Here is a 24,790-nt window from a genome sequence, read left to right as displayed (position 1 = left end):
GGTTTCGATGAGGGCACCCGCCGACTTTGAACGGTCCGACGACAACGGCGAGGCGGTGCTCCGCTTCTCCGGCAATCTTTCGCTTGCCTGCCTGGGCGATCTGCCCGCGCGGCTAGAAACCGTGGAGGGCGACGTCGCCCGGCTCGACCTTAGCGACATCGGCCGGATGGACACGGTCGGCGCCTGGGTGGTCCACCGCTTCGCGCGCGATCGCGGTGCCAGGATCGAGGGGCTGGGCGCGGACGAGCAGCATCTGCTGGAGCAGGTGATCGCCGCCGAACACCCGATCCAGCTGCCGCCGCCGCCGCCGGGATCGCTCACCCGCGCGCTGAGCGAGATCGGCGGCGCGGTGATCAATTCGGGCAAGACGCTCTACGGCCTGCTCGGCTTCATGGGCGCGACCGTGCTCGCGCTGTGGCACGTCATCACCCATCCGCGCCGCTTCCGCTTCAACGCGACGGTGCAGCGCTTCGAGGTGGTCGGCGTCGGTGCGCTCGGCATCATCGGGCTGATGAGCTTCCTGATCGGCATCGTCATCGCCCAGCAGGGATCGGTGCAGCTGCGCCAGTTCGGCGCGGAGATCTACACGATCAACCTGCTCGGGCGGCTGACGTTGCGCGAGCTCGGCATCCTGATGACCGCGATCATGATCGCCGGTCGTTCGGGATCGGCCTTTGCCGCGCAGCTCGGCACGATGAAGCTCACCGAAGAGATCGACGCGATGCGGACGATCGGCGTCTCGCCGATGGAGGCGCTGGTCCTGCCGCGGGTCTTCGCGGTGGTGTTCATGCTGCCGCTGCTCGGCTTCTATTCCTCGATCATCTCGATCCTCGGCGGCGGGCTGCTCTGCTGGGTGGATCTCGGCATCACGCCGGTCACCTTCATCCAGCGCATCCGCGAAGTGGTGCCGCTCACCGATCTGTGGGTCGGGCTGGTCAAGGCGCCGGTGTTCGGCGCGATCATCGCGATGGCCGGCTGCTTCCACGGCATGCAGGTGGAAGGCGATGCCGAGCAGGTCGGCCAGCGCACGACCACCGCGGTGGTGCAGGCGATCTTCCTGGTGATCGTGCTCGACGCCTTCTTCGCGGTGTTCTTCACCAATGTGGGCTGGACATGACCGACGCTGCACGCGGCGACGACCGCGAAATCCTCATCCGCGTCCGCGGCCTGCGCAACGGCTTCGGCGAGCAGATCGTCCATGACGATCTCGATCTCGACGTGCGGCGCGGCGAGATCCTCGGCGTGGTCGGCGGGTCGGGCACCGGCAAGTCGGTGCTGATGCGCTCGATCATCGGGCTGCAGACCCCGCTGGACGGATCGGTGGAGGTGTTCGGCGAGAACACGATCGGCCGCGAGGAGACCGAGGCCGTCGACATCCGCAAGCGCTGGGGGATCCTGTTCCAAGGCGGCGCGCTGTTCTCGACGCTCACCGTCTCCGAAAACGTCCAGGTGCCGCTCAAGGAATTTTACCCGGGGGTCGACCAGGCGCTGCTCGAGGAAATCGCCGCCTACAAGGTGGTGATGACCGGCCTGCCGCCCGAGGCGGGGCCCAAATATCCGGCCGAGCTGTCCGGCGGCATGAAGAAGCGCGCCGGCCTGGCGCGCGCGCTGGCGCTCGACCCGGAACTGCTCTTCCTCGACGAACCGACCGCCGGGCTCGATCCGATCGGCGCGGCGGCGTTCGACGAGCTGACCGCATCGCTGCAGAAGACGCTGGGCCTCACCGTGTTCCTGATCACCCATGATCTGGATACGCTGTATGCGATTTGCGACCGCGTCGCGGTGCTCGCCGACAAGCGGGTGATCGCGGTGGGGACCATCCCCGAGCTGCTGGCGTTGGACCATCCGTGGATCCAGGAATATTTCAACGGACCGCGCGGGCGCGCCGCGGTCGCGGGCCCGAACCGGCCGGTGCATGAGGATAAGAGGGGCTGATGGAAACGCGTTCCAATCATGTGCTGGTCGGCGCGGTGGTGCTGATCCTGCTGGCAGTGCTGGCGCTGTTCATCGTCTGGCTGTCGCGGCTGGGCGGCGGCGACGAGCGCCAGTACGACATCTTCTTCAAGCAGTCGGTCGACGGCCTCAGCCGCGGTTCGTCGGTGAGCTTCTCGGGCGTGCCCGCGGGCACGGTGAAGGATATCCAGTTCTGGCGCCCGGACCCCAGCTTGGTGCGGGTGCGCATCAGCGTGCAGCCCGACGTGCCGATCCTCGAAGGCACCAACGCGACGATCCAGGGCAGCTTCACCGGCCCCAGCACCGTGCAGCTGGACGGCGCGGTGAAGGGCCAGCCGCCGATCGAATGCCCCAAGGACAATCCCCGCGCGACCTGCCCGCTGGGCGTCCCCGTGATCCCGACCAAGGCGGGCGGCCTCGGCGCGCTGCTCAGCTCGGCACCGAAGCTGCTCGAGCGGCTGACCACGCTCACCGAGCGCGTCTCCGACCTGCTCGACGAGAAGAACCAGGCCTCGATCTCGGGCATCCTCGCCAACACCAACCGGCTGACCAAGTCGCTGGCGGATCGCGGGCCCGAAATCGCCGCGACGCTGGCCGAAACCCGGATCGCGATCCAGCAGGCCGGCGCCGCCGCGCAGCAGATCGGCCAGCTCGCCGCGACGACCGACGGGCTGGTGACCAGCGACATCAAGCCGACCATCGCCAATCTGAACGCGACGATCACCTCGGCGCGCAAGAGCGTCGAGACGCTGGATGCGACGATCGGCGACGCCCGGCCGGGGATCCAGACCTTCTCGAACAAGACCATGCCCGAGGTCGGCCAGCTCGTGCAGGATCTGCGCGAGATGTCGATGGCGCTCACCAGTGTCGCGCACAAGCTCGATCAGGGCGGAGCCTCCAGCCTGATCGGCGCGCCTGCGCTGCCCACCTACAAGCCGAAGAAGTGAGGTTCCGGATGAACAAGTCCGCCATCGCCGCGCTGCTCGCCGCCGCGTCGCTTTCCGGCTGCATCTCGTTCGCGGCCAAGCCGCCCGCCTCGCTGCTGACGCTGCAGCCGGCGGCGGTGCTGCCGGCGGGCGAGGTCCAGCAATCGGGCACGGTCAAGGCCGTGACGATCGGCCCGGTCAACGCGCCGCAGGAACTGGCGACGACGCGCGTGCCGGTCCATTCGGGGCCGGGCGGGACGACGATCGCCTATGTGAAGGATGCGCAATGGGTGGAAGGGCCCGCCAGCCTGTTCGGCCGGCTGCTCGCCGATACCATCGCCGCACGCACCGGGCGCATCGTGCTGAGCCGCCGCCAGTCGCTGAGCACGCCCAGCGCCAGCCTGGGCGGTGACGTGCGCAGCTTCGGCGTCGATGCCAGCAAGATGGAAGCGGTGGTGGTGTTCGACGCGTCGCTCGGCCGCGAGGGCACCCAGGCATTCGAGCGCCGCCGCTTCGAGGCGCGCGTGCCGATCACCGCGGTGACTACCACAGCCATCGGCCCGGCACTCAACCAGGCCGCCAACCAGGTCGCCGCCGAAGTGGCGGACTGGGTCGGCAAGTAAGGCTCAGGGCCGGCGGCGGACCGCTGCCGGCAGGTCGCAGACGTTGAGCCCCGTCGCGATCGTGGGCGGGGCGGGGTTCTCGCGCAGCGCCAGCATCGCGGCATAGCGCGGGTTGTCGGTGGCGCGGACCTGGAAGTGCGGCCGCTCGTCAGGCGGCAGCTGGCTGGCGAGCCGCACCCAGGCGATGCCGGTCCGCTCGGCTTCGGTCGGATAGACGCCCATCGCGGCGTCGCTGCGCGGCAGCGCGGAGAGATACTGCATCCCCTCGATGATCCGCCCGACCACCGTGTAGTTGCGGTCGAGCCGCCGCGCCGACTGGCCGATCGGGGTGAACAGCTCCGCGCCGGTGCCGGTATCGGGCAGCGCGTCGCGCGCCACGCCCACCATGCCGTAGCAATGGGTGAGCCATGCCGCCTTGCCGTCGCTGGCGACCGGCCAGCCATCGGCGGTGACGCCGGTGGCAGCCGCGTAGGAGTCCGGCTTGGCGAGGCGCTGGGCGGGGGTGAAGGTGCCGATCTCAAACTCGGCGGGCGGGCGAGTGAGGATCTCGGGCGGCAGCGGCTTCTTCTCGGTGGGATCGCCCCATTGCGCGACCCAGTTCTCCTGCACGCGGTAGACGCTCTCCCCGTCCCACCAGCGCGCCGCGGCGAGCTTGCGGATGTTGTTCACATGCGCGGGCGCAAACCGCGCGGCGAGGCGGATCGCGACCTGCTTGCCGTTGGCCAGCTGGATCAGCAGGATCTCGTCATCGGGGATGTCGTGCCAGTCCTCGGGGGCGGGCTCGGCCGACGAGGGGGCAGGCCGGGAGGCCGCGGCGGTCTGCGGGGCAGTCTGGGCGGCGAGCGGTGCGGCGGCGAGGGCCGCGGCGAGGACGAGCAGGGTTTTTGCCATGGGGGGGAGCTTGGCACGCCAACGGACGCTTGCCTAGCCGCCCAAGGAACGGTAGGGCCGCGCCTTCCAGGTATCCTGCGGAGCGGTGGCCGAGTGGTCGAAGGCGCTCGCCTGGAAAGTGAGTATACGGCAAAACCGTATCGAGGGTTCGAATCCCTCCCGCTCCGCCACTTCGGTATAAAACCGGGAACGCCGATTCCCGCCGTTTTCCCTCCCCCAGTGGCTACCAGCGTCCTTAACAGGGTGCTTTTGCTGCCTTTGATGTAGATCGCGTCGTCCGCGACCTCTACGTGCTGGGCGAAGGCCCGGACGTGTTCCCGCCGATAGCCGCCTTTTCCAAGCCGGAGCCGGGTGCGGGCTTCGCTCGCCATTTCCCGCACGGCTGCCCCCGTGAGGCCCTGATGGGCCGAGCTTTTCAGCATGGCCTCGGTCCTTTCGGCGTCGGCCCGTGCCTGATCCCGTAGAGCGGTAAGGCCCGCGATGCGCTCGCCGAGGGCGGCTTCGGCCGGGTCGAGCGAACCGGACTCGATAGCGTCATAGAGGCGTTTGAGGCGCATGTCGGCCTCGGCCGCGCGGTGGTTCAATTCGGCGATGTGCTGGCTGCGCCGCTCAACGCTCTCCTGCCGGCGATCCAGAAGCGAGGCGAGCACGTCTTCGATCCGCTCGGGATCGAGCAGCCTTTCCTCGATATGGCCGACCACGATGCGGTCGAGCTTGTCCATGGGGATCGCACGGCCCTTGCATCCGGTTTCGCCCTGCCGCGCCCGAATCGAGCAGGCGTAATAGCGATAGCGGCCATTCTTGCCGGTGCGCAGCGTCATCGCGCCCCCGCAATTGCCGCAATGGCAAATGCCGGTCAGCAGGTTCGGCCCGCTGACGACGCGCGGCGGCGTCACCTTCGGATTGTTGACCTTCAAGCGGTTCTGCACCGCCTCGAATATCTCAAGGTCGATCAGCGGCGGCACGGGGACGGTGACGATTTCTTCCTCGGGCTTCATCACGCCCTTGTTGGAGCGGCGGTTGAAGCGATGCTCGCCGATATAGGTGCGCCGGGTCAGGACACGGTGAAGCTGGCCGATACCCCAACGCCCGCCGCTGCGCGTGAACATGCGGTGCCTGTTCAAGTAGCTGACGATGTTCTTGACGCCCATCGGGCCAGACGTGCCGTCGCCCTCCAGCGCAAGCCGGAAGATGAGGCGCACGGTGTCGGCGTGCAGCGGGTCGATCTCCAGTTTCTTCTTCATCTTCGCGCCGCGCTGCTCGGCATCGACCACGCGATAGCCGGTGGGCGGCAGCGAGCCGTTCCAGAAGCCTTGCCGCGCGTTCTCCTTCAACGCCCGAATGACATGCTTGCCGTTCTCCTTGGACTGGTATTCGTCGAACAGCGCCATGATCTGCCGCATCATGACGTGCATGGGGTCGTCGCCCATCTCCTGCGTGATGGAGACCAGCTTGACGCCGTTCTTGGCGAGCTTCCTGACGTTGAACTCCAGCTCGAAGTGATCGCGGAAGAACCGGCTGAACGAATGGACCACGACAACATCGAAGGGCGCGGGCTTGGACGTGCCGGCCTCGATCATCCGTTGGAACTCGGGGCGGCGGTCATTGGTGGCCGATGCGCCGGCTTCGACGAAGGTTTCGACAAGCTGGTAGCCACGCGAAGCGCAATAGGTTTCGCCCTGCTTGCGCTGGTCGGGAATCGACACGTCATGCTCGGCCTGCCGCGTCGTGGAGACACGCAGATAGAGCGCGGCGCGCAAGGCGACATGGGGACTTTGCATATTCATAGCGCGCTTCCTTTCGCGGCCCGGCGTTCGATCAGCGGCAGCTCCAGCGCCACGCGATCATGCAACACCTTAGGAACGACCTTCTGGCCCTCGCCGGGGTCCATGCGGACAAGGCCGTAGTTCGCCATCGTCTTGAGGGTTCGGGACAGGCTGGGCTTCGACCGCCCGGTGATCCGCGACAGTTCCTCCAGCGAGCCGGGCGACTGCTCGTCGATGACGCGCAGCAGCTCGCGGTTTCCGCTGGACAGGATTTGCGCGAAGGATTCCGTGGACGTGAACCACACCTTCGGATCGCCGGGCGCGGGCTTTTCCTCGCCCTTGGCAATCCGCATGGTGCGGGCCTTCATCTCGTCATAGTCGGCAATCCCGACTTTCAATGTGGTCATGTTACGCCTCGTTCCTTCAACACCGCGTCCACCGCCCGCCAGAAGTCGGCCAGCAGCGTGGCCGCATCCTCGTAGGCGTAAGGCTTCACGGTCTGGAGGCGGTGCCGATGGTCCATCGGCTTGCCCCTCCTGCCTCGGCCGACAGGATGGGCGTTATCGAAGCCGACCAGCCGTTCGCCCGAAGGCCCGTGAAGCGTGAGCGAGTAATCAAGGCCGCGCGGCTTCTCCGGTGATGCCGGAACGCGGGTGACAACGAACTTCACCCAATGGCCGCCCTCGGGATCGACAACAAGCACCTGACCGTCGAGGTCCAGAAGCGTGTCGAGGCTCGGGTCACGATCCTCGCTCATGACTTACTGTTACCATCTGTTGTTAATGGTGGCAAGCCCTGATTGTCAGGATCGTCGATTGGGCCGAACAGCCGGTCGAGCACGTCGCCGAAATACCGCTCGAAGATTTGCAGTTCTTCCTCGGTGATCGGCACCTTCTCGGGCCAGTCGTCGAAGACCGGCAGCGACTCCACATCGACGATGCGAAGCGGCGACCGGCGGCGCTCCCTGCCGTCCGGCGTGGGTTCATCGGCATAGTCGAAAAGATCGTCGGGAAGTGCCTCGGGGACCGGCTGTCGTGGCCGCCCTTTGCGGGCGCGGCGGCGCTCTGCGCACATGGAATCCTCCTTGGTTCTGGTGGATTCCGGGGCGCTCAAGGCCCCGGAATGAAGCGAACCATGGAGGGCAGTCGGCGGCCAGTAGCGTGCCGCATTTGCGTCTATGCGCTGGCGGCACCCCTGCCGGGATAGGACTTAGCTTGCGGTTCGCCGTGCCTTGGCGAAACCGCGATCCGTCGCAATGAACCGCTCCAGCATCGGCACGATCAGCCTTACGGGATCAGCGGCGGGCTGGCCGCTCTCGCGGGCCAGCACCTCGGCATAGGCGACCAGATCGCGGTGAAGCGGCGCGGGCAGCTCCACCGTGACCTTCACGGGCTTGTCGTCGGGCAGCGGGCCGAGTTTCAGCTTGGTCATGGTCAACCTCCTGCCGGCTCGAACACAAGGTCGCGGGTGACGATGATCCTGACCGGGAAACCGGGCCGGATGGTTAGCGTTGGCGCAACCTGCAACTGGCGCTGCACGATCTGCTGGCCTGCCTGATTGACGGTATGCTGTGCCCCGTCGCGGATGGCCCGGATCAGCCGGTCCTCGTCGCTGGTGGCCAGCTCCGTGCCGACCGCAAGCAGCGTGGATAACCCTGCGGCCTTCATCAGATCCCACCAATGATAATCGACGCCATCCTCAAGGCCGGCGTAGCCGCTGGCGTCCGCGCCCGGCAGGCGCTCCAGAACGATGGAACGGCCGCCCGGCAGGATGAGGCGATTCCACACCAGCAACACGCGGCGCTGGCCGAAGGTCACGCCATCATCGTATTGACCGATGATGCGCGTCCCTTGCGGGATCAGGAGCAGCGAGCCGGTCGGGCTGTCATAGACGTTCTCAGTCACTTGCGCCGTGATCTGGCCCGGAAGATCGGACCTGATGCCGGTGATGAGCGCGGCCGGGATCACCGCCCCGGCCTGAAGGATGTACGGCGATGCGGGCGGCGCGACACGATCCGGCGCGACGGTCTGCCGGTCCACGGGTCCGTTGAGGAACGCCGCGTGTCGATCCTGTGTCGCGGGCTGCCCGCCGAGGCCAAGCCCGGCAAGGCCGGGCATGGCCGTGCCTGCCGGCGCTCCCGTGCGCGGGCCGGACTGGAAAAAGACGTTGCTCAAGCGCGCGGCTTCTTCCTCGGCGCGGCGACGTTCCTCTGCGGGATCGACGGCGGGCGTCGCCATGACGGGCGGCGCGACGGGCTGTCCCCGGTTCTGCGCATCGAGAATGGGACGGCCGAGGTCGCCGGGCAGCGCGGGGCCGAGCACCGGGCCGGAATAGTCGCGCGGCAGGCCGGCAAGACCGTCCGCCGTGGGCCGGTTTTCGGTCGAATAGAGTTCTTCGCTACCCTGTCCCCCGTCGCGGGTCTGGAGCGCATAGATCAGCGCGCCGCCGATGCCGAGAAGCGCGACGGCTCCGACGCCCGCCAGCATCTTGCGGGACAGGCGGGTGACGCGCGGCGGTTCGGCGCGCAGCCGCATGGTCGGGGCGGTATCGGCAATGGTGTTGTCGGTCATGACGGGGAGCCTCCGGTCGCGCTGGCGGGCTGCGCGTCGGCGGCCTGCGTCGGGTTGGTTCGGACGATCCTGACGACCTGCTGGCGGTTGCCGCTGCCAAGGCGCAGCTCGGCCGCGCCGAACAGGCGGTCCACGATCAGGACGTTCTGGTGGATGCGGGAATTGACGATCTGCGGTTCGCCGTCCGTGCCGAGCACGAAGATCGGCGGCATCTCGCCCTGAACGATCCCGGCCGGGAAGACGACATAGACGCGGCGTCCATCGTCGAAGACGGAGATGGGTCGCCACGGCGGGCTGTCTCCTGTCAGGCCGTAGCGATAGTTCCGCGCGGCCTCGGCCGGGATGATCGGCGCGGCCGGGACGGTCTGGCGCTGGCCGGGCGTTGCGGGATACGCCCATGCGACGGCGGGCATGTAGAGCGATTCCCGCGCGCGCAGCTCGATCATGTAGGTGCGCCGGTCGGTGGTGACGACAAGGTTGGTGGAAATGTCCGGGCGCGTCGGCTTCACGAGGATATGGACGCGGCGGTTCGCGCCGCTGCCGCTCTCGGTGTCGCCGATGATCCAGCGGGCGGTGTCGCCGGCCGCGATCGGCCCCGCGCCGGTCAGGCTTTCGCCCGGCTCCAGCGCAATGGTCGTGATCTGCCCGACTGCGGCATAGACCTGATAGAGCGCGCCTTCGCTCCAAGGGAAAACCTGTATGGCGTTGTAATAGCCTTCGCGGCGCGGCTCGACGCGGGCGGCCGCATTGGCGTTCTCGACGCGGCCGGTCGGTGTGCCGGCGGCCTCGCCGCCACGCGCCACGGTCCATGCCGGGGGCACATGCAACGGCCGCGAGGTGTTGTCGGTCGCTGTGGCCTGCACGGTCGGCAGCGGCGGCACGCTGGCGTCGTAGCTGAATTGCGGCGTCCGGTTGGTCGCGCAGCCCGCCAGCATGGTTGCGGACAGGAGAAACGCGGAAACGGTCGGTTTGCTGATGGCGTGGGTCATTGGCTCATCTCCCGCGACCATGAGATTGCATTGACGTAGATGCCGAGCGGATTGGCGCGCAGCCGCTCGGTGTCGCGCGGCGGCTGGATGACGATGGTGAGGATGGCCGTCCATCGCTCGGTGCTGGAAAGCTGGCCGTTCTCGAAATGGCGTTCCGTCCACGCGACGCGGAAGCTGTTGGGGGACGCCCGGATGACGCTCGAGACCTCGACGGCGACCTGCTGACGGCCGACTTTGGCGAAGGGATCATTCGCCCTCGCAAAATCGTTCAACGCCGCCGCGCCGCGATCCGTGGTCCACTCATAGGCGCGAAGCCAGTTCTGGCGGACAATGATCGCGTCGGCCGGGATCGCGCGGACCTGCTCGATGAAGCGGCCGAGATGGAAAGCGAGCTGCGGATCGGTCGGGCGATAGTCGGCGTTCGCGGGCGCGACGGTCTGCGCCTGACCGAGATTATCGACCTGCACGACCCAAGGCACCACGGTCCCGCGTGCGGATTGCCAGACAAGCGCCGAGGCGAAGCCGGCCGACAGGATCAGGGAGCCGAAAGCCATATAGCGCCAGTTCCTCGCCTGCACGCGGGCCGAGCCGATACGCTCGTCCCATGCCTGCGCGGCCTTCTGATAGGGTGTCTCGGGTTCCGGCGTCTTGCCGTAATGGGTCGATGGTCGTTTGAAGATGCTCATGAGCGGTCACTTTCGGAAAGGTTGATGGAAGAACCGGAGCCGTGGCTGTCGCCCGACCGCACCGCATGGGCCGTCATGGTCGCGCCATGGTTCATGGCCTGCGAGCGGCGCATCCGCTGCGCCCATGCGGGAGGACCGCCGCTCGCCCCTGACGGCGCGGCAGCGGCTGTGTCGGCGGTTGCGCCGCCGACCGTGCCCATGGTGGAGCTGCCGCCCGACGCGCCGAATCCGGCCTTAGCGCCAGCGGCGAAGCTGGATTTGACGCTTTCGCCTGCTTGGGAAGCGGCGCGTTTAAGGGGAGAGATGGCGGCCGAGCCTGCGGCGCGGGCGACGCCGCCGAGACCGGAAGCGACGCCGGCCGCGCCGGTCTGGCCGAGCGAGCCGAGGCTATAGGCAGCGCCCGCCGCGCCCGCGGCCGTCGCGCCGCCCCGAACGGCCGCGGCTCCACCGGACAGGGCAGCAGCGCCACCTCTGGCGGCAAGCATGGCCCCGCCACCGGCCGCCGCACCTCCGGCAAGCACCATGCCGCCGGCAGCGAGGCCGGTTCCCACGGCCGCGCCCGCGCCGAGCTGCGGCCCGCCCGACACGATGCCGTTGGCGATGCCGGGGCCGAAGATGCCAAGGCCGAGCAGCGACAGCGCGGCGAGCACAATCGCCATGGCGTCGTCGATGGTCGGGGTCGCCCCGCCGAAACCGGCCGTGAATTGGGAAAACAAGGTGCTGCCGATGCCGATGATGACGGCGAGCACCAGAACCTTGATGCCGGACGACACCACGTTGCCGAGCACCTTTTCGGCCATGAAGGCGGTCTTGCCGAAGAGTCCGAAGGGGATCAGCACGAAGCCGGCGAGCGTCGTCAGCTTGAACTCGATCAGCGTGACGAAAAGCTGGATGGCGAGGATGAAGAAGGCCAGCACCACCAGCGCCCACGCAAACAGCAGGCACGCGATCTGGATGAAGTTCTCGAAGAAGGCGATCCAGCCCATGAGGCTGGAAATGGAATCGAGCAGCGGGCGGCCGGCGTCGAGGCCGGTCTGTGCGACGCGGCCCGGCCGCATCAAGTCGGCAACCGAAAAACTGGTGCCGGACGCCATGAGGCCGAGGCCGGCGAAGCTCTCGAAGACGATGCGCGCGAGGTTGTTCCAGTTGCCTATGATGTAGGCGAAGACGCCGACGAACAGGGTCTTCTTCACCAGCCGCGCGATAATGTCGTCATCCGCGCCCCAGGCCCAAAACAGCGCGGCGAGCGTCACGTCAATGACGATCAAGGTGGTGGCGATGAAGGCGACCTCGCCGCCGAGCAGGCCGAAACCGCTGTCGATGTAGCGGGTGAATACGCCGAGGAAATTGTCGATGACGCCCGTATTGTTCATGGTCAGCGTCCTTCGCCGGATTGCGGCGTCGTGGGTGCTGGCGTGCGGACGAGGAAACGGTCACGGGATTCAGCCCATGCGGCGAGGCAGGTGGCATCGCTGGCGGCTGCCTCGCCGAGCTGCTGGCAGCGGCGCAGAGTTTCGCGCAAGGGATCGGTCGGCTGCGCGAGGGCCGGCGCTGGAGGCGGCGCGGAAGGTTCGTCCTTCCGCGCCATGTCGATTGCGGTCGCCGTGACGGCGATGGCGACGAACACCACGGCCCCGAGGCGGGCCAGCATCTTGCCGTCCATGGCGAGCCTCCCGGTCAGTTGCCGTTGTTGAACATCTGCGCATTGCCCGGCTGGTAGCCGTTGCCGGGCGTGAGGAAGCGACGGCGCTGTTCACGGCCCTGCTCGGCAGCGGCGGCGCGCTCTGCCTCGGTCAGCGCGTCGGCGCGGCCGTTCGCGGAAATGACCGCGATCAGGTCGGAAAGCTGCTGCGACTGGAGGGCGAGAAGCTGGTTGCCGGCCTGCGTGGCTTGCAGCGCGCCGGTCGCCCCTTGGCTCTGGCCGACCAGCGCGGCCATCTCGGCGCGGTTGCTGTCGATATTGCCGACCGCGCCGGCCTGAACGCGCATGGCGTCCTGCAAGCCGCCGACCGTGTTCTCCCACCGGCTGCGCGCGTCGGCGACAAGCTGGGCGTCGGTCGTCGAAAGCGAGACGTTGCCATATTGCTGCTGGAACGCTTGGTCGATCTGCCCGACCTCGAACGCGATGTTCTGCGCCTGCCCGAGAAGCTGCTGGGTGCGCTGGACGTTCCGCTGGAGCTGCTGGAGCGACGAATACGGCAGGCTCGCCAGATTGCGCGCCTGATTAATGAGCATCTGCGCCTCGTTCTGGAGGCTGGTGATCTGGTTATTGATCTGCTCCAGCGTGCGCGCGGCCGTGAGCACGTTCTGCGCGTAGTTGGACGGGTCATAGACGATCCGGCCGAAAAACTGGGCTTGAGCCGGGCTTGTCAGCATGGGCGAAAGCGCGGCCGGGACGGCGAGCGCCAGCGCGAGGGCCGAGGCCCCGAGGGTCTTGGAATAGGTCATGGAAGAATCTCCTGCGTGGGGTGGGTATCGAGCCGGGCCGGCGCGGCGGATTCCGCTCGGTCGGCAAGATTGGTGAGGTTCGGGATCAGGTCGGCCGCCCACTCGACGCCGCGCTCGCGCAGCCATGCGGAGAGGAAGCCGTCGCGGCCGTGTTCGGCGACGATCTGCGCAATGAGCGTCTGGTCGGACTTGGAGGATGCGGCGCAGAGCGCGAGGCCGACTTCGGACAGGCCAAGCTCGAACAGGCGATTGCCCCTGCGGCTTTGGCAGTAGTAATCCCGCTTGGGTGTGGCCCGCGCGAGGATTTCGATCTGGCGGTCATTCAACCCGAACCGCCTGTAGATCGTGGTAATCTGCGGTTCGATGGCGCGCTCGTTCGGCAGCAATAGCCGCGTCGGACAGCTTTCGATGATGGCGGGCGCGATGTTGCTGTTGTCGATGTCGGAGAGCGATTGCGTGGCGAAGACGACGCTGGCGTTCTTCTTGCGCAGAGTTTTCAGCCATTCGCGGAGCTGACCGGCGAAACCCTCGTCGTCCAGCGCAAGCCAACCCTCGTCGATGATGAGCAGCGTCGGCCGCCCGTCGAGCCGGTCGCCGATACGATGAAACAGATAGGCGAGCACGGCCGGGGCCGCGCCGGTTCCGACAAGGCCCTCGATCTCGAACGCTTGCACATCGGAGCTGCCAAGGTGCTCGGCTTCGGCGTCGAGCAGCCGGCCATAGGCACCGCCGACGCAATAAGGCCGAAGGGCCTGTTTGAGGTCGTTGCTTTGAAGCAGGACCGCAAGGCCGGTGATGGTGCGCTCTCCGACCGGCGCGGACGCCAGCGAGGTCAGCGCCGTCCAGATATGCTCCTTCACTTCCGGCGTGATCGCCAGTCCTTCACGCATGAGGATGGCGGCGATCCAGTCGCCAGCCCACGCCCGTTCATAGGTATCGTGGATGCGGGCAAGCGGCTGGAGCGAAACCGAAGCCTCGGCCCCTTCCGTGAGGCCGCCGCCCAAATCGTGCCAGTCGCCGCCCATGGCGAGCGCGGCGGCGCGAATGCTGCCGCCGAAGTCGAAAGCGAAGACTTGGCTGGCCTCATAGCGCCGGAACTGCAAGGCCATGAGCGCGAGCAGGACGGACTTGCCCGCGCCGGTCGGGCCGACGACAAGGGTGTGGCCCACGTCCCCGACATGGAGACTCAACCGGAACGGGGTCGATCCATCGGTCTTTGCGTAAAGCAGAGGGGGCGCACCGAAATGATCGTCCCGTTCCGGCCCCGCCCACACCGCTGAAAGCGGGATCATGTGGGCGAGATTCAAAGTGCTGATAGGCGGCTGGCGGACATTCGCGTAGGCGTGTCCGGGGAGGCTGCCGAGCCATGCGTCAACCGCGTTGACGCTCTCGGGCATGGCGGTGAAGTCGCGGCCCTGAACGATCTTTTCGACCAGGCGCAGCTTCTCGTCGGCAAGGCGCGGGTCGGCATCCCATACGGTGACGGTGGCCGTGACGTAGGCCATGCCCGCCACGTCCGCCCCAAGCTCCTGCAACGCCATGTCGGCGTCGAGCGCCTTGTTCGCGGCGTCGGTGTCCACAAGGGCGGACGCCTCGTTGGTCATCACCTCTTTCAGAATCGCGGCGACGCTCTTGCGCTTGGCGAACCATTGGCGACGGATGCGGGTCAGCAGCCGAGTCGCATCGGTCTTGTCGAGCAGGATCGCGCGCGTGCTCCACCTGTAGGGGAACGGCAGGCGGTTCATTTCGTCGAGCAGGCCCGGCGTCGTCGCGGTCGGGAATCCCACGATGGTCAGCACGCGCAGATGCGCGTCGCCAAGGCGCGGCTCCAGCCCGCCGGTCAACGGCTGGTCGGCGAGCAGCGCGTCGAGGTGCATGGGCACCTCGGGCACGCGCACGCGATGGCGGTTGGTCGAGATGGTCGAATGGAGATAGGTCAGCGTCGCGCCGTCATCCATCCAACGGCACTCGGGCATGAAGCCGTCGAGCAGCGCCAGCACGCGGTCGGTGCGGTCGATGAAGCCGCGCAGCAGCTCCCAAGGGTCCACGCCTGTTTTCTCGCGGCCCTCGTAGAGCCATGCCTCAGTGCGGGCGGCTTCCTCGGCCGGCGGTAGCCAGAGAAAGGTGAGGAAGTAGCCGGACACGAAATGCGCGCCCGCTTCCTCGAAACCGGCTTTGCGCTCTGCATCGACCAGCGCCGAGGCGGGATCGGGAAAGGTGCTGCGGGGATACGTCGCGGCTTCGCTGCGCTGTGCCTCTACGAAGATGCTCCAGCCGGAGCCTAGACGGCGCACGGCATTGTTGATCCGGCCGGCGATGGCGACCAGCTCGGCGGCGACGGCGGAATCCAGATCGGGACCGCGAAACTTCGCGGTGCGCTGGAACGAGCCGTCCTTGTTCAAGACGACGCCGGAGCCGACAAGCGCGGCCCATGGCAGATAGTCGGCGAGCCGGGTGGCGGTGCGGCGGTATTCGGCAAGGTTCATCATGGCCGCGCCCTCACACCGCCAGATGACCGGGAATGCGGAGGTGCCGCCGCCCGACCTCGACGAATTGGGGATCGCGTTTCGCCGCCCATACGGCTGCGAAATGGCCGATGGCCCATATCGTAAGGCCGACCAGCCAGAGGCGCAGGCCAAGGCCTATGGCCCCGGCGAGCGTCCCGTTCATGATGGCGATGGAGCGCGGTGCGCCGCCGAGCAGGATATGCTCTGTCAGCGCCCGATGAACCGGGATCGTGAAGCCCAGCACGGCGTCAAGTTGCTCGAACGCGACGGCCATCAAACGAGCGCCCCGCCGCCGAACGAGAAGAACGACAGGAAGAACGAGCTGGCAGCAAAAGCGATGGACAGGCCGAATACGATCTGGATCAGGCGACGGAAGCCGCCGCTGGTGTCGCCGAACGCGAGGGTCAGGCCGGTCACAATGATGATGATGACGGCGATGATCTTGGCGACCGGCCCCTCAATCGACTGGAGGATTTGCTGGAGCGGCTGCTCCCACGGCATAGACGACCCGGAGGCGTATGCCGGTGCCGAATAGAGCAAGCCGGCGGCGGTGATGCCGGCCGTGCCGAGACGGTCGAGGAATGTCCCGTTGAGCAACCTGTTACGCAGGCGAGGTAAAGTTTTGGGTTCGGAGGTCATGAAGCGTCTCCTTCAAGGGGGTTGGTGATGCGGTAGTCGCCGTCCGGCCCCAGCCCTTCGACGTGGGCGAGTTCAGCCAGCCGGCGCGCGGAACCGCGCCCGGACAGGACGGCAACAAGGTCGATGGTCTCGGCGATCAGGGCGCGCGGCACCGTGACGACAGCCTCTTGAATGAGCTGTTCGAGGCGGCGCAGCGCGCCGATGCCGGTGCCGGCGTGAATGGTGCCAATGCCGCCCGGATGGCCGGTGCCCCATGCTTTCAACAGGTCGAGGGCTTCGGAGCCGCGCACCTCGCCGATGGGGATGCGGTCGGGGCGCAGACGCAGCGACGACCGGACCAGATCGGAGAGCGTCGCCACGCCGTCTTTCGTCCGCATGGCGACAAGATTTTCCGCGCGGCATTGCAGTTCGCGCGTGTCCTCGATGATGACGACGCGATCCTGCGTCTTCGCCACCTCGGCGAGCAGCGCGTTGGTCAGTGTCGTTTTGCCGGTGCTGGTGCCGCCCGCCACGAGGATGTTGGCGCGGGAGGAAACGGCCGTGCGTAGGGTCGCGGCCTGATCGGCGGACATGATCCCCGCCGCCACATAATCGTCGAGGCTGAACACTGCGACGGCAGGCTTGCGGATGGCGAAGGTCGGCGCGGCGACCACGGGGGGCAGCAGGCCCTCGAACCGTTCACCGCTCTCCGGCAGCTCGGCCGAGACGCGCGGACTGCGGGGATGCACTTCCGCACCGACATGATGCGCCACCAGCCGCACGATGCGTTCGCCATCGGCGGCGGACAGCCGCTCGCCCGTATCGGACAGCCCTTCGGACAGGCGGTCGATCCACAACCGCCCATCCGGGTTCAGCATCACCTCGACCACGGCCGGGTCTTCGAGCAGCCGCGCGATTGCCGGCCCCAATGCCGTGCGCAACATGCGCGCGCCGCGCGCAATGGCTTCCGGTTTTTGGTGGTTGGTGGTCATGTCGGCCCCGGTTTCTGGTGGGGACGCGACAGGCGATCCCCGGATCGGGGTCGATTAAGAGAGGCCGAAATCCGGCCGCTTCAACAAGTATCTAACTGCGTGCGGTGATCGGCGGCGAACGGCGGTAAATAGGACGGGTCCGAATACTTACTCTTGGCTGTCATTGATCTCGGATTCGTCTGGCAAAGGATCGTCGTCGAGTGAGTCGAGGTCGCGCGACAACTCTTTGAGGAACCTGTCGCCCGTCGCCAACCGCTTGCCGAGGGTCTGCATGAAGCCCTCGAACCGTTCCGCGCCCTTTGCACGGGCAGCGGATTGCGCGGTCCCCGAAAGCGGCGGCGTGAGGGTCATCCAGAAATGGATGAACTGCGCGACTGTCTCGCCGAGGACGGCGAGATCTAGGTCGAGCGTGTCGATCTGGCGGCCGAGCTTGTCGAGCCGACGAGACATGGCGGCTTCGAGCCGGTCGGCGGAATCGCCGGACAGGTAGGACATGACGGCCGCCTCCACGATGGCGGATTTCGAGACTTTGCGGCGCAGCGCGAGCGACTCGATCTGCGGCATGAGCGCGGGGTCGAAATAGAGGTTCAGTCGGGTGCGTGTGGTCATGGGCTTGTCCTCAAAGGTCGATTCCGTCATCGGGGTTTAGCGCCACCTGTCGCGCCACCATCCTCATGCGCTGGCGCATGGCGCGGGCCTTGGCCGCGTCAACGTCCGGCTCGTCGTCCAGAAGCTCGAACTCCTGCTCGGGCGACGGCGGCGGGGCGACGATTTCCTCATGCTCGGGCAATTCCGGCTCGCGGCGGATGCCGGCATTGGCCGGATCGCCCTCGGCCCCGTCTGCGGCGGCCGGCGAGGAATGGCCTTCCGCCGCGACCACGCGGCCGGACCAGTCATCGGTGGATGGGCTGGGCGCCAGCGGAGCGGCGACCAGATCGGGCGGGGTCAGGATGCGTTCCTGCAACCGCGCGTCCTCGAAATAGCGGGCCTTGGTCGCGCGGATCGGCGGCGTTCCCGCGACCATGACGATTTCATCGGTGGGCGGAAGCTGCATGATTTCGCCCGGCGTGAGCAGCGGCCGGGCCGTCTCCTGCCGCGAAACCATGAGATGCCCGAGCCACGGGGCCAATCTGTGCCCGGCGTAGTTGGTGGAGTCGCGCAGCTCGGTCGCGGTGCCTAATGCGTCTGAAACGCGCTTGGCCGTCCTTTCGTCGTTCGTGGCGAAGCTGACGCGGACGTGGCAGTTGTCGAGGATCGCGTTGTTCGGGCCATAGGCGCGCTCGATCTGGTTGAGGCTCTGCGCAATCAGGAAGCCTTTGATTCCATACCCCGCCATGAAGGCGAGCGCCGATACAAAGAAGTCGAGCCGGCCGAGCGCCGGAAACTCGTCCAGCATCAACAGCAGCCGATGGCGCTTGCCCGAGGTAGTCAGTTCCTCGGTTAACCGCCTGCCGATCTGGTTGAGGATCAGGCGGATGAGCGGCTTGGTGCGGTTTATGTCGGACGGCGGCACGACCAGATAGAGCGTGACGGGCTGGCGGCTGCCGACCAGATCGGCAATGCGCCAGTCGCAGCGCGCCGTCACCCGCGCCACCACGGGATCGCGGTAGAGGCCGAGAAACGACATGGCGGTGCTCAATACGCCCGACCGTTCGTTCTCGGATTTGTTCAACAGCTCGCGGGCCGACGACGCGATGACGGGATGAACGCCGGCCTCGCCAAGATGCGGCGTATCCATCATGGCACGCAAGGTCGCCTCGACCGGACGGCGGGGATCGGACAGGAAGTTGGCGACGCCCGCCAAGGTCTTGTCCTTCTCCGCATAGAGAACATGCAGGATCGCGCCGACCAGCAGCGAATGGCTGGTCTTTTCCCAATGGTTGCGCTTGTCGAGACTGCCTTCGGGATCGACCAGAATATCCGCGATGTTCTGCACGTCGCGGACTTCCCATTCGCCTTGCCGCACCTCCAGCAGCGGGTTGTAGGCGGACGATCTGGCGTTGGTCGGATCGAACAGCAGCACCCGGCCATGCTTCGCGCGAAAGCCGGCTGTCAGCGTCCAGTTTTCCCCTTTTATGTCATGGACAATGGCGGATGCCGGCCATGTCAGCAGCGTCGGCACCACCAGCCCGACACCTTTGCCGCTGCGCGTCGGGGCGAAGCATAGGACATGCTCGGGACCGTCATGGCGCAGATAGTCCCGGTCGTATCGGCCGAGCAGGACGCCATCGGGGCCGAGCAATCCGGCTGCGCGGATTTCCCGGTCCTCTGCCCATCGCGCCGAACCATAGGTGGCGACGTTGCGCGCTTCCCGCGCCCTGATGATCGACATGAGGATGGCGGCGGCGATGGCGAGAAAGCCGCCCGATACCGCAATGATGCCGCCCTCGACGAAGATCGCGGGCGCGTAGGCATCGAAGGAAAACCACCACCAGAAGAAGGCGGGCGGGTAATAGACCGGCAGGCCCGCCAGCTCGAACCATGGCGCTCCAAGCTGTGGCTGGAAGCCGAGGCGGAACGCTGTCCATTGCGTCGCTGCCCACACCATCACCAGAACGATGGCGAAGACGACAGCGATTTGACCCCAAAGGATTCGGCCTCCGCGCAATGCAGGCTCCAGTCGGCAAAAGAGACGGAGCCGATCAGAGAGTAGGCAAAATCGGGACGGGCAACAGGAAAGGGGATGCCGGAGGGCTACCGGATACTATCGGCGGCAAATAGGACGGGTTGCCTCGGGATCGTCGTTGCTGGTGCCTATGCTGGCTGGCCAAAACGAATCGTAGGGGAGGTCAGTCCGCCCGGACCAACCGTCCCATGTCGCTTGCGAGTGTCAGCAGATTGTGGAGTGCGGCGCTGCGGTTGAACGGCGACCAGACTGCGGAGAACGGAACTGGCTCCGGCTCATCCGCGAACGGGACGAATACAACGCCGGATGTTTGCAGGAGCGACGTAGCCGCTCCGACGATGGTGATGCCGAAGCCCTGTCCGACCATGGACAGCAACGTGCCGCGCTCCACGTCGAAACGCAGGATCGACGGCGCAGGCCAGCGTCCGGCAAGGCGCAGCACGATATAGTCATGCACCTGCGGGCCGGTGCCGCCATATCGGACAAGGAACGTCTCGCCGACCAGATCGGTCCAAGTGGTTGCCGATTGTCCGGCAAGGCGATGCCTATCGGGCAGCACGGCAACCAGCGGTTCTGTCCAGATCGGGCGGGAATGGCAGTCAGGCAGTTCGGGCGTGCCTGCGACAAAGGCCACGTCCAGCCGGTCGGCGCGAAGCTGCATGACCGCATCGCGGGCCGTGCCTTCGGTGATTTCGACCTCGATGCCGGGATGATTTTCCCGATACTGCCCGATCAGCTCGGCGAGGAAGCTGCGCGGAATCAAGGCATGGATTCCGATGCGCAGGCGGCCCCATTCCCCCGTCGCCGCCATGCCTGCGGTCTTCACCGCATGGTCGAGTTGATCGACGCCGGCTGCGATCCGCTCGACGAAATGGCGTCCGGCTTCGGTCAACCGAACGCCACGCGCACGACGCTCGAACAGGAGGATGCCAAGGTCTTCTTCCAGCGCCTTCACGCGGGCGCTGACGCTGGATTGTGCAACCCCGAGTGCGTTCGCTGCGTGGCGGAAGTTGAGATATTCAGCGACCGCAAGCGTCTGGATCAGCGACAAGAGAGGTATGCGCGACCCGAGCAGCGTTTCACTTGATCGGAAGGCATCGTTCGCATGTCTTTTCGAACGCCGCATCCTATGCTCCCGCTAGGCGGCCTTTTTTGTGGCTCCGCGTTTTTCGACCGGGATTCCGCGCAGATCGCGCAACCAGAGCTGACCGCATGCCGCCGAAATATCCCGCCCCTGTGTATCCCGCACCACGACCGGCACACCGGCGCGACCCAGCACTTCACGGAAAAGTCCGAGGCTGCGGTCGCCGGTTCGATCAAGCGCGATGCCATCGACAGGATTCCAGCGCATAAGGTTCACGCGCGCCCTTCGCTTGTTCATGAGACCGGCAAGCCGTTTCGCATCAGCAAGCGTGTCGTTGATGCCGGGCAGGACCAGATAGACAAAGGTGACGATCCGGTTGTGCCGTTCCGCCCATGACGAAGCGCGCGCGATGACTTCATTGATGTCGTGCTTACGCGATCCGGGGATGAGATGGTTGCGAACTTCCTGCGTCGTTGCATGCAGCGATATAGTCAGATTGATCGCCAGATGCTCTTCTCGCAATTGCGCTAGAGCCTTCGGTATGCCGATGGTCGAAAGCGTGATTCCCGTGGTGGGAAAATTCATCCCTCGCCGGTCGCGCAGGATACGAATCGCCCTCATCACCTGCTCGTAGTTGTTCAAAGGCTCGCCGATGCCCATGAACACGATCCGGTTGACCTTCGGCCCGAGTTGAACGACCTGTTCGACAATCTCGCCCGCCGAAAGGTTGCGCTTGAGGCCGGCTTGGCCGGAAGCGCAGAACTGGCAGGCGAAGGCACATCCAACCTGTGACGAAATACAGGCGGTGTGTCCGTCGTGACGACGGATCAGAACGCTTTCAACGGCATAACCGTCATGAAGGCCGAAAAGCACCTTCTGCGACCGACCGCCGCGCTCATGCGTGATTTTGCGAAGGCTCCGCAACTGGACGCCCCGAGCCTCTGACCAGTTTCGCAAGGCGCGCGGCAGGTCCATGTGTGGGCAGAACAGGTCGCGATAGGCGATTTGCGGCCCGCTGCTCGCGTTTAACACATCGAACTCATCGGCCATGAGGTTCAGCGCCAAGGTTGGCGCGGGCAGTGCTTTTTTTCGTTCGGCCCCCAAGGGGCTGGGTTCTTGTATAGGCATGATAGTCGTTCCGGGTTTCCGTGCCCGGCGATACCGTGGCGCATGCCTTATAAATAACCGACACGACCGTTATAAACAACCCTCCAGATGGTGTTACCCGAACACATGGTCGGGATAGAGGATGGACAGAAGCATGTGGGTGCGCTTGGTCATGAAGGCCGCTAGCTCGCCTTCCGGCTCAACAAGCCACTGCATGCAAGACCCCTGAATGACCGTCTGAATCAGGCCGGCGGTATGCTGGGGTGGGTGCGGCCCTCCGGGCAGTCGTGCCTCGATAGCTTCAGGACCAGCTTGTTCCGCTCCGCCGCGAGGGCACGAAGCGACGGCTCCTGAACGTCTCCCCACAATAGAAGGAGGTAGCCTTCCGTTCCGGCACCGTCGCCCATACCAGCGATGAGGTCCTTGAGCATCGCCCATAGCGGATCAAGGCCCTTTTCGGGACTCGCGCCCGCGAAATAGTCGCGCACCTCCTGCGTGTTGCGCTCCATGACCTTTAGATGCAGCGTCGCCTTGTCTTTGAACCGCTGGATCAGTGCAGCCCGCGAGATGCCGACCGCTTCCGCAACATCGGAGAGCGTGAAGGCCGATGGACCTTTCTGAAGAAGGATGCCTAGCGCGGTATCTAGAATGAACTCATCGCTATGAAGTTTCGGTCTCGGCATATCTTCTTTTCTACTGCTCGCTTGAACGATGGCCCCTACAATAGTCGGCATCCAGCGTGAGATACACGGGGCATGATAGATACCGGATGAAACACGCGTATGTGCTAAAGGCCAAGGTCATGCCTTCGCCCCAACTGCCACGACACCGATCCGCCCTGAACGACGCCCATAACCTCGCGGCCGAGCTGGCGGTCGATGATCGGCCGCCACGGGACAAGCGTGAACTCATGGCTCTTTTCCACCACGGCGAACTTGCCGCTCGTTAGCTGAACAGTCCCGGTGAACTTGCCGCTGACGTTCTCGCCGTCCGTGGCGGCACGGAACGGCAACCCCTTGCCCTCGGCCATCTCCGCGCCGATGCGGGCAACCTCCCGCTCGCGCAAGGTGGCGAGAAGGCTGCGCCGGTAGAAGATTCGGCCGTCCCGGCTGCGCGTGGCGTCGCCCTGTTCGATATGATGCTCGCGGCGCTGGTCCATCGCCTCGCGCACCTGCTGGCCGAAACCGACCGACGCAAGGTCGGCCGTTTCGCCATGGATCAATCGCCGGTCCAGCCAGGTCGCGCCATCCGATCCGATCTGCCTGTCCAGATTGACGGGAGAAAGGACGCGAACGCTGGCCTGCCGGTCGCGGCCGGCGTCATAGGCGGCTGCACGGCTGACCAGATCATCTGGGATACGCCATTGGTCGGCGTCGATCCGCTCGACGATCCCGGCCCGACGCAATGCCTCCAGCCGGCGGACATGGGCATCGACATAGCCCTCATAGTCGCGGCCCGGAACGCGCCCCTCGAACTTCGCCTGCTCCAGATGGCGGCTCGGCCGATAGATGCCGTCCTCGGCGATGGCCGTAATGGTCCGGTCGGACGGCCGGGCCGTCGCCTCGGCCGGGCCGATCTGGATGACGCTGCCCATGCGGGCGTCCTCCAGCCGCTCGGGTGCGATGCCGGCGATGTGGTGCGTCCGCCCGTCGATCCCGTCCACCACGATTGTCAGGTTCTCCCCCAACTCGTCGGATAGATGCTTGTCCACGACGCGGCCGACGATGGGCGTCTCGGGCACTCCGTCATGGATTTGGAAACTCATGGGGTCGCGCTCGCCGCCCTGTGGGCCGAGCGCCTTCTGCATGGTGCGGATAATGTCGCCGCGCTCGCCTAGCTCGCGCAGGGCCGGTTCCATGTCCTTGCTCAATTCCCAAACGGCGGGCGCGTGCTCGGTCGCCAGCCCCATCTTCTCCAGCTTGCCGAGACGGCGCAGGCGTAGCGTCCGCTCGAACTGCCGCCTCGGCTCTGCCGGTTCATGGCGCAAGTCGAGGAAACGGGCATCGGCTTCCTCGGTCATGGCGCGGTCGATCCGGGTGAAACGATCTTGGTCGATTTCGGCCGACAGCTTGCGGGTCGGCTCGATCTCGGTGACGGGGCCGAGTTCCAGACTGGCAAGCTCGCTGGCGCGCTCGCGCAGGCCGGCGGAAAGGTAGTCGCCGTTAATGACTAGATCCCCGCCCGTATCGTCGCGGCCGTTGACGATGATATGCACATGGGGATGGCCGGTGTTGTAGTGATTGACGGCAACCCAATCGAGTTTCGTGCCGAGGTCGGCTTCCACCTGTTTCATGAAATCGCGGGTGTAGGCCGTGAGGTCGGATAGCTCCGCGCCGTCCTCGGGCGAGACGATGAATCTGAATTGGTGGCGGTCGTCCTTGCCGCGATCAAGGAAGGCGTCGCCATCGGCGCGGTCCTCGGTCGCCGAATAGAGCCGGCCGCGCTCGCCGTCGCGTGAGGTTCCGTCACGCTGGACATAGCGCAGATGCGCGCGGGCACGGCCGCCCTTCCACGCGGCGCGGACGCTGCGCTGCTTGACGATGACGCGGCGGCTGCCGGGCTGGCGATGATGCCAATGGCCGGAGATATTGCGGGCGCGCACGAAGCTCGCGCCCCGGCCGCGCTTCACGCCCTTGCCGCTGGCGACCACGGCACGGGACCGGCCCGGCGATGACGGGCGGGCGGATGACGGCATGGAAGGATCGCGGGAGGCCGCTGCCTGATGCTGCCGGGTGATCTTCTTGACCTGCGTGAAAAAGCTCTTGGTCTTGCCCGCCTTCGGCGTGTCGGATCGGATGCGGCCGGGCTTTGGACGGAAGCGGTTTTCGTCGTCGGCGCTCAAGGGCGCGACTCCAGCCCAAACCGCTGGAAAACGGCCGTTCTAAGCCTATGGTGCCGCCCGAAACCCAGCAAAGCCAAGGCTTTGCGCAAAATCGCGGCACGCGGCCCCTCAAAACCGTGGTGCCGGAACCGGCCACCTAACCAGTGTGCAGACAACAATAAT

General features: G+C 66.2%; 25 protein-coding genes, 1 tRNA gene and 1 pseudogene. 5 read left to right on the top strand and 22 right to left on the bottom strand.

From position 1 onward, the window contains the following. The first annotated feature begins 7 nt into the window (after positions 1-7). The 4 genes from CA234_RS07140 to CA234_RS07125 are packed head-to-tail and all read left to right on the top strand — an operon-like array spanning position 8 to position 3,502. Positions 8-1,117, top strand: coding sequence for an ABC transporter permease (locus tag CA234_RS07140; RefSeq protein WP_125976820.1), 1,110 nt, complete (start codon positions 8-10; stop codon positions 1,115-1,117). Further along, on the top strand, positions 1,114-1,935 hold the full coding sequence (locus tag CA234_RS07135; RefSeq protein WP_125976819.1) for an ABC transporter ATP-binding protein: 822 nt from the start codon (positions 1,114-1,116) through the stop codon (positions 1,933-1,935). The genes CA234_RS07140 and CA234_RS07135 overlap by 4 nt, the downstream gene beginning before the upstream one ends. After that, a complete protein-coding gene (locus CA234_RS07130; protein ID WP_125976818.1) occupies positions 1,935-2,900 on the top strand; it encodes an MlaD family protein in 966 nt (321 codons plus the stop codon). The genes CA234_RS07135 and CA234_RS07130 overlap by 1 nt, the downstream gene beginning before the upstream one ends. Positions 2,901-2,908: 8 nt before the next feature. Next, complete coding sequence (locus CA234_RS07125; RefSeq protein ID WP_126001252.1) at positions 2,909-3,502, top strand: ABC-type transport auxiliary lipoprotein family protein; 594 nt, start codon at positions 2,909-2,911, stop codon at positions 3,500-3,502. 3 nt (positions 3,503-3,505) lie between these two features. Here CA234_RS07125 and CA234_RS07120 read toward each other — a convergent pair whose 3' ends face one another. Beyond that, the gene (locus CA234_RS07120; protein ID WP_126001251.1) at positions 3,506-4,393 is read right to left on the bottom strand and encodes a peptidylprolyl isomerase; all 888 of its coding nucleotides are present in this window, start codon (positions 4,391-4,393) and stop codon (positions 3,506-3,508) included. Between the two features lie 79 nt (positions 4,394-4,472). Here CA234_RS07120 and CA234_RS07115 point away from each other — a divergent pair. Then, positions 4,473-4,563, top strand: a tRNA-Ser gene (locus tag CA234_RS07115). A gap of 576 nt (positions 4,564-5,139) precedes the next feature. Here CA234_RS07115 and CA234_RS24795 read toward each other — a convergent pair. The 21 genes and pseudogenes from CA234_RS24795 to CA234_RS24575 all read right to left on the bottom strand — a co-directional run. Next, positions 5,140-6,174, bottom strand: a pseudogene (locus CA234_RS24795) (recombinase family protein); the annotation flags it as partial. A 2-nt stretch (positions 6,175-6,176) separates the two neighbouring features. Then, on the bottom strand, positions 6,177-6,566 hold the full coding sequence (locus CA234_RS07105; RefSeq protein ID WP_125334589.1) for a helix-turn-helix domain-containing protein: 390 nt from the start codon (positions 6,564-6,566) through the stop codon (positions 6,177-6,179). Then, on the bottom strand, positions 6,563-6,916 hold the full coding sequence (locus tag CA234_RS07100; protein ID WP_126001250.1) for a DUF6516 family protein: 354 nt from the start codon (positions 6,914-6,916) through the stop codon (positions 6,563-6,565). The genes CA234_RS07105 and CA234_RS07100 overlap by 4 nt, the downstream gene beginning before the upstream one ends. Continuing rightward, positions 6,913-7,233 (bottom strand): hypothetical protein, encoded by a 321-nt coding sequence (locus tag CA234_RS07095; RefSeq protein WP_126001249.1) that lies wholly within the window; start codon positions 7,231-7,233, stop codon positions 6,913-6,915. Before CA234_RS07095 ends, CA234_RS07100 begins: the two co-directional genes overlap by 4 nt. Positions 7,234-7,368: 135 nt before the next feature. Next, positions 7,369-7,590, bottom strand: a complete 222-nt coding sequence (locus CA234_RS07090) for a DUF2274 domain-containing protein (RefSeq protein WP_126001248.1) — start codon at positions 7,588-7,590, stop codon at positions 7,369-7,371. Positions 7,591-7,592: 2 nt separating this feature from the next. After that, positions 7,593-8,729, bottom strand: coding sequence for a TrbI/VirB10 family protein (locus tag CA234_RS07085; protein ID WP_126001247.1), 1,137 nt, complete (start codon positions 8,727-8,729; stop codon positions 7,593-7,595). After that, positions 8,726-9,718: a P-type conjugative transfer protein TrbG gene (trbG, locus tag CA234_RS07080; protein ID WP_206431113.1), complete on the bottom strand. Its 993-nt coding sequence runs from the start codon at positions 9,716-9,718 to the stop codon at positions 8,726-8,728. Before trbG ends, CA234_RS07085 begins: the two co-directional genes overlap by 4 nt. Continuing rightward, positions 9,715-10,404, bottom strand: a complete 690-nt coding sequence (trbF, locus tag CA234_RS07075; RefSeq protein ID WP_126001245.1) for a conjugal transfer protein TrbF — start codon at positions 10,402-10,404, stop codon at positions 9,715-9,717. Before trbF ends, trbG begins: the two co-directional genes overlap by 4 nt. Beyond that, complete coding sequence (trbL, locus tag CA234_RS07070) at positions 10,401-11,777, bottom strand: P-type conjugative transfer protein TrbL (protein ID WP_126001244.1); 1,377 nt, start codon at positions 11,775-11,777, stop codon at positions 10,401-10,403. Before trbL ends, trbF begins: the two co-directional genes overlap by 4 nt. Positions 11,778-11,779: 2 nt before the next feature. After that, positions 11,780-12,067 carry a putative entry exclusion protein TrbK-alt gene (gene trbK-alt / locus CA234_RS07065; protein ID WP_126001243.1) on the bottom strand — a complete coding sequence of 96 codons (288 nt, stop codon included), beginning with the start codon at positions 12,065-12,067 and terminating at the stop codon, positions 11,780-11,782. A gap of 14 nt (positions 12,068-12,081) precedes the next feature. After that, positions 12,082-12,852, bottom strand: a complete 771-nt coding sequence (gene trbJ / locus CA234_RS07060) for a P-type conjugative transfer protein TrbJ (protein ID WP_126001242.1) — start codon at positions 12,850-12,852, stop codon at positions 12,082-12,084. Further along, positions 12,849-15,341: a conjugal transfer protein TrbE gene (gene trbE / locus CA234_RS07055; RefSeq protein WP_126001241.1), complete on the bottom strand. Its 2,493-nt coding sequence runs from the start codon at positions 15,339-15,341 to the stop codon at positions 12,849-12,851. The genes trbJ and trbE overlap by 4 nt, the downstream gene beginning before the upstream one ends. 10 nt (positions 15,342-15,351) lie before the next feature. Further along, the gene (locus CA234_RS07050; RefSeq protein WP_126001240.1) at positions 15,352-15,633 is read right to left on the bottom strand and encodes a VirB3 family type IV secretion system protein; all 282 of its coding nucleotides are present in this window, start codon (positions 15,631-15,633) and stop codon (positions 15,352-15,354) included. Continuing rightward, entirely contained in the window at positions 15,633-15,998 is a 366-nt protein-coding gene (locus tag CA234_RS07045; RefSeq protein WP_126001239.1) for a TrbC/VirB2 family protein, read from the bottom strand. The genes CA234_RS07050 and CA234_RS07045 overlap by 1 nt, the downstream gene beginning before the upstream one ends. Then, complete coding sequence (trbB, locus tag CA234_RS07040; RefSeq protein ID WP_126001238.1) at positions 15,995-16,969, bottom strand: P-type conjugative transfer ATPase TrbB; 975 nt, start codon at positions 16,967-16,969, stop codon at positions 15,995-15,997. The genes CA234_RS07045 and trbB overlap by 4 nt, the downstream gene beginning before the upstream one ends. A 147-nt stretch (positions 16,970-17,116) precedes the next feature. Then, positions 17,117-17,578, bottom strand: a complete 462-nt coding sequence (locus tag CA234_RS07035) for a CopG family transcriptional regulator (RefSeq protein ID WP_164521738.1) — start codon at positions 17,576-17,578, stop codon at positions 17,117-17,119. 10 nt (positions 17,579-17,588) lie between these two features. After that, the gene (locus CA234_RS07030) at positions 17,589-19,577 is read right to left on the bottom strand and encodes a conjugal transfer protein TraG (RefSeq protein ID WP_126001236.1); all 1,989 of its coding nucleotides are present in this window, start codon (positions 19,575-19,577) and stop codon (positions 17,589-17,591) included. A gap of 181 nt (positions 19,578-19,758) precedes the next feature. Further along, on the bottom strand, positions 19,759-20,646 hold the full coding sequence (locus tag CA234_RS07025) for a LysR family transcriptional regulator (RefSeq protein WP_241213330.1): 888 nt from the start codon (positions 20,644-20,646) through the stop codon (positions 19,759-19,761). An 87-nt stretch (positions 20,647-20,733) separates the two neighbouring features. Continuing rightward, positions 20,734-21,729 (bottom strand): 23S rRNA (adenine(2503)-C(2))-methyltransferase RlmN, encoded by a 996-nt coding sequence (gene rlmN / locus CA234_RS07020; protein WP_206431112.1) that lies wholly within the window; start codon positions 21,727-21,729, stop codon positions 20,734-20,736. Positions 21,730-22,028: 299 nt separating this feature from the next. Then, on the bottom strand, positions 22,029-22,520 hold the full coding sequence (locus CA234_RS07015) for a TetR/AcrR family transcriptional regulator (RefSeq protein WP_206431111.1): 492 nt from the start codon (positions 22,518-22,520) through the stop codon (positions 22,029-22,031). Between the two features lie 53 nt (positions 22,521-22,573). Beyond that, complete coding sequence (locus CA234_RS24575; RefSeq protein WP_206431117.1) at positions 22,574-23,806, bottom strand: DUF3363 domain-containing protein; 1,233 nt, start codon at positions 23,804-23,806, stop codon at positions 22,574-22,576. Between the last annotated feature and the right edge of the window lie 984 nt (positions 23,807-24,790).

Source organism: Sphingomonas sp. ABOLE (assembly GCF_003950455.1).
Lineage (GTDB): Bacteria > Pseudomonadota > Alphaproteobacteria > Sphingomonadales > Sphingomonadaceae > Sphingomonas > Sphingomonas trueperi.
The sequence above is the reverse complement of the archived record's forward strand: the minus strand, read 5'-3'. Positions and strand labels throughout refer to the sequence as shown.

Excerpts from the sequence above, each read along its gene's own strand:
- CA234_RS07140 (WP_125976820.1), top strand. The coding sequence starts at position 8 with ATGAGGGCACCCGCCGACTTTGAACGGTCCGACGACAACGGCGAGGCG.
- CA234_RS07135 (WP_125976819.1), top strand. The coding sequence starts at position 1,114 with ATGACCGACGCTGCACGCGGCGACGACCGCGAAATCCTCATCCGCGTC.
- CA234_RS07130 (WP_125976818.1), top strand. The coding sequence starts at position 1,935 with ATGGAAACGCGTTCCAATCATGTGCTGGTCGGCGCGGTGGTGCTGATC.
- CA234_RS07125 (WP_126001252.1), top strand. The coding sequence starts at position 2,909 with ATGAACAAGTCCGCCATCGCCGCGCTGCTCGCCGCCGCGTCGCTTTCC.
- CA234_RS07120 (WP_126001251.1), bottom strand. The coding sequence starts at position 4,393 with ATGGCAAAAACCCTGCTCGTCCTCGCCGCGGCCCTCGCCGCCGCACCG.
- CA234_RS07105 (WP_125334589.1), bottom strand. The coding sequence starts at position 6,566 with ATGACCACATTGAAAGTCGGGATTGCCGACTATGACGAGATGAAGGCC.
- CA234_RS07100 (WP_126001250.1), bottom strand. The coding sequence starts at position 6,916 with ATGAGCGAGGATCGTGACCCGAGCCTCGACACGCTTCTGGACCTCGAC.
- CA234_RS07095 (WP_126001249.1), bottom strand. The coding sequence starts at position 7,233 with ATGTGCGCAGAGCGCCGCCGCGCCCGCAAAGGGCGGCCACGACAGCCG.
- CA234_RS07090 (WP_126001248.1), bottom strand. The coding sequence starts at position 7,590 with ATGACCAAGCTGAAACTCGGCCCGCTGCCCGACGACAAGCCCGTGAAG.
- CA234_RS07085 (WP_126001247.1), bottom strand. The coding sequence starts at position 8,729 with ATGACCGACAACACCATTGCCGATACCGCCCCGACCATGCGGCTGCGC.
- trbG (WP_206431113.1), bottom strand. The coding sequence starts at position 9,718 with ATGACCCACGCCATCAGCAAACCGACCGTTTCCGCGTTTCTCCTGTCC.
- trbF (WP_126001245.1), bottom strand. The coding sequence starts at position 10,404 with ATGAGCATCTTCAAACGACCATCGACCCATTACGGCAAGACGCCGGAA.
- trbL (WP_126001244.1), bottom strand. The coding sequence starts at position 11,777 with ATGAACAATACGGGCGTCATCGACAATTTCCTCGGCGTATTCACCCGC.
- trbK-alt (WP_126001243.1), bottom strand. The coding sequence starts at position 12,067 with ATGGACGGCAAGATGCTGGCCCGCCTCGGGGCCGTGGTGTTCGTCGCC.
- trbJ (WP_126001242.1), bottom strand. The coding sequence starts at position 12,852 with ATGACCTATTCCAAGACCCTCGGGGCCTCGGCCCTCGCGCTGGCGCTC.
- trbE (WP_126001241.1), bottom strand. The coding sequence starts at position 15,341 with ATGATGAACCTTGCCGAATACCGCCGCACCGCCACCCGGCTCGCCGAC.
- CA234_RS07050 (WP_126001240.1), bottom strand. The coding sequence starts at position 15,633 with ATGGCCGTCGCGTTCGAGCAACTTGACGCCGTGCTGGGCTTCACGATC.
- CA234_RS07045 (WP_126001239.1), bottom strand. The coding sequence starts at position 15,998 with ATGACCTCCGAACCCAAAACTTTACCTCGCCTGCGTAACAGGTTGCTC.
- trbB (WP_126001238.1), bottom strand. The coding sequence starts at position 16,969 with ATGACCACCAACCACCAAAAACCGGAAGCCATTGCGCGCGGCGCGCGC.
- CA234_RS07035 (WP_164521738.1), bottom strand. The coding sequence starts at position 17,578 with ATGACCACACGCACCCGACTGAACCTCTATTTCGACCCCGCGCTCATG.
- rlmN (WP_206431112.1), bottom strand. The coding sequence starts at position 21,729 with ATGGCCGATGAGTTCGATGTGTTAAACGCGAGCAGCGGGCCGCAAATC.
- CA234_RS07015 (WP_206431111.1), bottom strand. The coding sequence starts at position 22,520 with ATGCCGACTATTGTAGGGGCCATCGTTCAAGCGAGCAGTAGAAAAGAA.
- CA234_RS24575 (WP_206431117.1), bottom strand. The coding sequence starts at position 23,806 with ATGACCGAGGAAGCCGATGCCCGTTTCCTCGACTTGCGCCATGAACCG.